This is a genomic window from Gloeomargarita sp. SKYB120 (assembly GCA_025062155.1).
In the GTDB taxonomy this organism is placed as follows: Bacteria; Cyanobacteriota; Cyanobacteriia; order Gloeomargaritales; family Gloeomargaritaceae; genus Gloeomargarita.
The window spans coordinates 9,926-15,756 of the sequence record JANXAM010000041.1; the positions used below are offsets into that span (position 1 = coordinate 9,926).

Genomic DNA, 5,831 nt, shown 5'->3' on the forward strand with positions numbered 1-5,831 from the left:
GGCGCCGCTCAGGTCGCACTCGCTCATGTAGGCCCCGGTTAAATTCGCCCCCCGCAGGTAGGCCCGGCGTAAATCCACGCGCCACAGTTGGGCGTCTACCAGGTTGGCCCCGCTGAGGTTGCAGTTGAACATCCGGGCTTGGTTGAGAACCGCGCCCCGGAAATTGGCGCCCAGAAAGTTCGTACCGGTCAGGTTGGCCCGTTCCAAATTTGCCTCGGCCAAAATAATCCGGCTCAGGATTTTATTGCTCAGGTCCACTTCCTTGAGGTGTGCACCGGTAAAATCCCGTTCGCCTTCAGCGTAGCGGCGCAACAGTTCCTCCCCGGTCAGTTTTGGTATTGCCATGCACAAAAACCCATCGGCCAAAGTAAAAAAAGTATAACATTTAGGCTCGCTCTGGTGCGGTGAGAATTCCTGGAGCGACTTGGCGGGGCACCGTCGTCAAACAATCCACCTGAGCGCAAAAGCGCAAGTCCTCTGCCTGCCCCAGCTTTACCAGACGTTGCCCGTGGCTGGCCCGGTGGAGCAATTCCAACAGATTGTCCTGCCACTGTCGGTACAACGCCAGAGCGCCGACCGCTTCATCATTGCCGGTGGTTGCCTGCTCTCCGAGTCCCAACAACAGGGCGCCAGCGCAAGCCGTATCCTCCAGGGAAAACGACCCTTCCCATCCCGAAGCCACAATCCACACCCGCTCTGGCTGGTAGTGCGTGAGCAGGTCCACGACTGCCTGGCGATTCACCAGCGCACCTGCTAGGACCAAGGGAGCCGCTTGGACACGGGCCAGCGCGCGCGTACCGTTGGTGGTACTCATAAACAGCCGCCGTCCTTTGACCCGTTCGGGCGTGCAATCCAGGGGCGAGTTGCCCATGTCAAAACCCGCTACCACCTGGCCGCCCCGTTCTCCGACCCGCAACCGCTGGGCAGCCGGCCACTGGTCACTCACCCGCAGCAACTCCTCCAGGTCGGCAAACACCTGCACCGCCGTCGCACCCGCCGCCAAGGCCACCGCCATTGTGGTTGTGGCCCGCAACACGTCCACGACCACTGCACAATCCGGCAACTCCCCAACGGGGACCTGCTCTGGCGTATGGTACACCCAGCACTTCATCGCAGGACGTACCAGTAGTAGGTGACCATGGGGATGACCGTCGCCAGAATCAACAGCACAAGCACCACCCCTGTCCACAGGTCCTTCATCCTGCGGGTCTCGGCGGCGGTGGCAAAGGTGCCCTCTACACGTTCCACCTCTTCCGGGGGCGGGCCAGGGTCCGGTTGTCCTGAAAGCACCGCCTGTAACCGTGCCACCGTGTCCAATAGGGCCTGGTTGTACACGTTGTTGCGCACCGGTTTCAGCAGCGTGTCCTGGACAATACTCACAGCCGTCGCCGGTGAGAGTCGGGCTGCCGCTTCTGAACCTGCTTGCAAATCCCCCGTTGCGGTGCGCGCCACCACCGTCAACAGCACCTGCCGAGCCCCGCCATCGGGAAACCAGCGCTGGAACAGTTTTTCTCCAAAACTACTAGCGGTTTCGCCGTAATCCAGGCGGCGCAGGCTGACGACATGCACCTGGAACCCCGTGTCTTTCGCCAGCTGGGTCAGGGTGCGGTTGACCTGCTTCAGCGTGCTGGGGCTAAACACGTCAGCCTCGTCGAGAACCGGGGTTGCCGGCGGCGATGGGGGTAAGTCCGTCACTGCCGTTGCCCATGCGGGGGCAAGGGGTCCCCACCAAAGCCACAGCGCCAATAGCCCGAGCCAAAACCAACGTCCCATGGGTCTCTCTCCCAACAGCATCCCACCTTTGAGCCAGTATTAAACAAGCCGGTTGCGCTGGCGAGCCGTGGCCGCCTCGTCCGGGTGAATCCCCAGGCGGGTCAAGTTAATCCGCCCGCGACTGTCAATCTCCCGCACCCGCACGATGACCTCGTCCCCCACCGAGACCACATCTTCCACCTTGCCGACCCGGTGTTCTGCCAACTGGGAGATGTGGATCATCCCCTCTTTCCCCGGCAGGATTTCCACAAACGCTCCGATGGGGATGATCCGGGTCACTCGCCCAGCGTACACATCCCCTTCGTTGAGCTTGCGGGTCATGCCGTCAATGATCCGGTAGGCCTTCTGGGCGCGTTCCTCATCGGTGGCGCTGATGGTCACAGTGCCGTCCTCTTCGATATCCACCTTGGCGCCGGTTTCCTCCGTGATCCCGCGAATAGTTTTACCCCCTGGCCCGATCACGACGCCGATTAGCTCGGGGTCAATCTTCAGGGTCAACAGACGCGGTGCATAGGGCGACAAACTAGCGCGGGGCGCTGACAAGGCCGCCAGCATTTTTTCCAGGATAAACAAGCGACCCGCCCGCGCTTGGTGGATGGCCCGACCAAGGGTGGCCACATCCAGCCCAGTAATCTTCATGTCCATTTGCAGGGCGGTGATGCCCGTATCGGTGCCCGCCACCTTGAAGTCCATGTCTCCCAGGAAGTCCTCGATGTCCTGGATGTCGGTCAGCACCTGCACCTGGTCGCCCTCTTTGATCAATCCCATCGCTACCCCGCTTACCGGGCGTTTGATGGGCACCCCCGCATCCATCAGGGCCAGGGTGGAACCGCAGACGGACCCCATCGAGGTGGAACCGTTGGAAGACAAGACCTCCGACACCACCCGTAACACGTAGGGGAACTCTTCCTTGCTGGGCAACACCGGCACCAAGGCCCGTTCTGCTAGCGCTCCATGCCCGATTTCTCGCCGTGACGGTGCGCGCAGGGGTCTGGCTTCTCCCACCGAGTAGGGCGGGAAATTGTAGTGGTGCAGGTAGCGTTTTTCCTCCTCCGGGTGCAGGTCATCGGCCAACTCTTGAGCGTCGCCTGGCGTTCCCAAGGTCACCGCCGAGAGAATCTGCGTCGAACCCCGCTGGAACAGCGCAGACCCATGCACCCGCCGGGGCAAAATCCCCACTTCGCAATAAATCGGACGCACCTCGTCCACCTTGCGCCCATCCACTCGGATGCCCTTCTCCAGCACATGGCGACGCATGAGCTTCTTGGTCAGGGCTTTGAACAGGACGTCCACTAGCTTTGGATCGTTGGCTGCGGCGCTGCGGCGGGGGTCTTCCTCAGGGAGGGTGTCCAACGCCGTTGTTACCTTCGCCTTGATCTCCTCCAGCGCCTGGTTGCGCAACTGTTTGTCAGCAATGGTCTGGTCAAGCACCGCTTGGATGTCCGCCGCTGCTGTTGCTTCCACCCAGGCCACCAGGTCCGCCGGCGGTTCAGGCGCAGGGGGCACGGTCAACGTTATCCCCATGTCTGCTAGCAACTCCTGCTGCGCGCGGATGAGTTCCTGAATCGCCTCATGACCGAAGTCAATCGCCTCGATCATGTCCTGTTCTGGCAATTGGTTGGCGCGGCATTCCACCATCACCACTCCCTGGGGGGAACCGGCCACCACCAAATCCAGGTCGCCTGCTTCGATTTCCGCGTAGGTGGGGTTGATGATGAATTCATCGCCTAGGAGACCCACCCGGACCGCCGCCATTGGCCCCATGAAGGGGATTCCCGCCGTCGCCACCGCCAGCGACGTTCCCAAGATCGCCAAGATGTCTGGGGGCACCTCCTCATCCAGCGACAGGGTCGTGGCCACCACCTGTATATCTTCCCGCAGCCAATCGGGAATCAAGGGGCGCAGGGGCCGGTCAATCAACCGGCTGGTCAAAATCACCTTTTCGGGCGGGCGCCCTTCTCGACGCAAAAATCCCCCTGGAATCCGACCGGCAGCGTACAAGCGCTCCTCGTATTCCACCATCAGGGGCAGGAAATCTACGCCTTCCCGTGCCGTGCCGCGCGTTGCCGTGACCAGAACTGTTGTATCCTGACAAGATACCAATGCCGAGCCACCGGCTTGGGGAGCCAACTCTCCCAAGCGCAGACGGATTTCCCTTCCGTCAAACGTTATTGACTTTTGCATCGTTCACTCTCTTTCCCCATCCACCGTTATCCTAGCATTGGGACGGGGGGGAGCGTTACGGCGGTAGGCGCACAAACCGGTCGTCTTGCCAACGCAACCGGTACAGGCGTTGCTGGCGGGCATTGAGCACCACGATATCCCGTCCCACTTGCGGCAATTGACACGTCAAAGTCGAGTCAAACAGCGTGGGCAACAATTGCCGAGTGACACTGCGCCACTGGCCCTGTTGATAATCCAGCAACAGCGATTTTCTTGAATCGCAAATTTGAACTGCTCAGGATTGTCACTGGCCCGATAATGGATATGGCCATTTGCCGTGTCCGCCAAGGCGTACTGTCGATTGGCCAGGCTTAGGAATCCCCAGAGAATGCCCTTGCACAGTGCGAAAGGATTGGGCAAACGCAACCTCTGCCACCCACAACGCCAGCGATAGTGCCCCAACTGGCGAACCCAACGCAGGTTTCCCCCTTAGATACCCGGTTCCTGCAGATGTTGTCGCACCGTTTCGTAAATAGTCAGCACATGGTCATCGTGGAGCTGGTAGATGACGTGACGGCCCTGGCGTTGCCCCTGGACGATGCCCATCGCCCGCAGGGTTCGCAACTGGTGAGAAACCGCCGACTGGCTCATCTGGAGCAAATCCACCAAATCCCCGACACAGTGGGGTCCTGCAGCCAGGATAGACAGGATGCGCAACCGGTTGGGGTCAGCTAAAAAACCTAACCACTGGGCCATGCGCTGCGCCGTCGGCAAATCCAACACCGGCACCGGCGGTCGTGTGGGATGGTCCGAGGCACTGCAAACATCGGGGTCCGCAGTGGTAAGAACCGAAGCCATGCGTTGCTCAAGCATTCGGGTCGCTGAACCAACCCCTAGGCTGTACATCTTCGAGTATAAGCGGGGGACCGGCCAATTGACCGTGGGAGCATGACGCCTGAGTAGAGCGGCAACTTTGCTTTTGCTATGTTATTAAAGAAAGCTACGCTCCAGCAGGATGCACTCCAACCCCTTTGACTGGGACGCCTGGTTGAATGAGCCGCAGCCTGCGCGTCCGGAAACATCCAGTTCTGACTCAACCGAAGGACTTTGGGCTGAAATCGCCCATCTGTTTACCCAACTCCCCAACGAAGCTAATACCCAGACAACTACCCAAACTGCGGTGGAGGCCCTTAGCCAGGCTCTACAGAGCAACGACAGCGCCGGTATCCAGACCATCATTCAAACCATTGAGCAGACCCACAGCGACACAGAAACGATAGAGATTCTGTTAACCGCTATGTTGAACTTTTGCCACTAACTCTATTGGTTTGGACTGTTTCGAGCAAGCTGACCCTGACCCAATTTTACCGATTATAGTTATTTCAAACAAGTTTGAGACATTTGGCAGTCAGTAGAAATGGGAACAATCCCTGCACTGCTGGTATGTGCGAGGTGGCTCTTGTTCTGGATCAGCCAAAAAGTGTCTCATTTCTATACGGAATGAACATATTCCTTGCCAAGAAGTACTCGATTGCAACAATGTTTAACTAACCCTTATAGTTATTTCAGATAGAAATGAGACAATTTATTCAAGGATAGCGTAAGCCATAGCTGAACTGCTTCAGTTTGTCAGGGCGGTGTTATCGCTAAAAACAGTAAGTTTATCGCGGACATACAGGGATTGGTGTTGGCCGTTACCCATGTCAAACATTCTGTGCCTAGCTATAGAAAAACCTAGGGCACGGCTACGCCCTGTGACCCCAAGATAGAAATAATCTGCAACTATAACTATAGCTAAAATCACAAAGCTTGACATAAGCTACGGATAGTTTCATTGACCTAAGAATTGCAGATTTTCGATTGGACTCACCTGTAACTTACGCACCTTTTGTTTA

Annotated in this window: 6 protein-coding genes and 1 pseudogene; 1 reads left to right on the forward strand and 6 read right to left on the reverse strand. The window is 58.2% G+C overall.

All coding sequences use genetic code 11. From position 1 onward, the window contains the following. The 6 genes and pseudogenes from NZ705_11310 to NZ705_11335 all read right to left on the reverse strand — a co-directional run bounded on the left by NZ705_11310 (nt 1) and on the right by NZ705_11335 (nt 4,794). A pseudogene (locus NZ705_11310) lies at nt 1-345 on the reverse strand (pentapeptide repeat-containing protein). A gap of 40 nt (nt 346-385) precedes the next feature. Next, complete coding sequence (locus NZ705_11315; protein MCS7293535.1) at nt 386-1,111, reverse strand: 2-phosphosulfolactate phosphatase family protein; 726 nt, start codon at nt 1,109-1,111, stop codon at nt 386-388. Then, a complete protein-coding gene (locus tag NZ705_11320; GenBank protein MCS7293536.1) occupies nt 1,108-1,773 on the reverse strand; it encodes a TPM domain-containing protein in 666 nt (221 codons plus the stop codon). Before NZ705_11320 ends, NZ705_11315 begins: the two co-directional genes overlap by 4 nt. 39 nt (nt 1,774-1,812) lie before the next feature. Continuing rightward, entirely contained in the window at nt 1,813-3,957 is a 2,145-nt protein-coding gene (locus NZ705_11325; GenBank protein MCS7293537.1) for a polyribonucleotide nucleotidyltransferase, read from the reverse strand. Between the two features lie 55 nt (nt 3,958-4,012). Continuing rightward, nucleotides 4,013-4,198, reverse strand: a complete 186-nt coding sequence (locus NZ705_11330; GenBank protein MCS7293538.1) for a hypothetical protein — start codon at nt 4,196-4,198, stop codon at nt 4,013-4,015. A 227-nt stretch (nt 4,199-4,425) separates the two neighbouring features. Further along, a complete protein-coding gene (locus NZ705_11335; GenBank protein ID MCS7293539.1) occupies nt 4,426-4,794 on the reverse strand; it encodes a metalloregulator ArsR/SmtB family transcription factor in 369 nt (122 codons plus the stop codon). 157 nt (nt 4,795-4,951) lie between these two features. Here NZ705_11335 and NZ705_11340 point away from each other — a divergent pair, with 157 nt between their 5' ends. Beyond that, nucleotides 4,952-5,254, forward strand: coding sequence for a hypothetical protein (locus tag NZ705_11340; protein ID MCS7293540.1), 303 nt, complete (start codon nt 4,952-4,954; stop codon nt 5,252-5,254). The last annotated feature ends 577 nt before the right edge of the window (nt 5,255-5,831 follow it).

Bases quoted from the DNA above. Each gene is read 5' to 3' on its own strand.
- NZ705_11340 (MCS7293540.1), top strand. From the start codon at position 4,952: ATGCACTCCAACCCCTTTGACTGGGACGCCTGGTTGAATGAGCCGCAG.
- NZ705_11335 (MCS7293539.1), bottom strand. From the start codon at position 4,794: ATGGCTTCGGTTCTTACCACTGCGGACCCCGATGTTTGCAGTGCCTCG.
- NZ705_11320 (MCS7293536.1), bottom strand. From the start codon at position 1,773: ATGGGACGTTGGTTTTGGCTCGGGCTATTGGCGCTGTGGCTTTGGTGG.
- NZ705_11315 (MCS7293535.1), bottom strand. From the start codon at position 1,111: ATGAAGTGCTGGGTGTACCATACGCCAGAGCAGGTCCCCGTTGGGGAG.
- NZ705_11325 (MCS7293537.1), bottom strand. From the start codon at position 3,957: ATGCAAAAGTCAATAACGTTTGACGGAAGGGAAATCCGTCTGCGCTTG.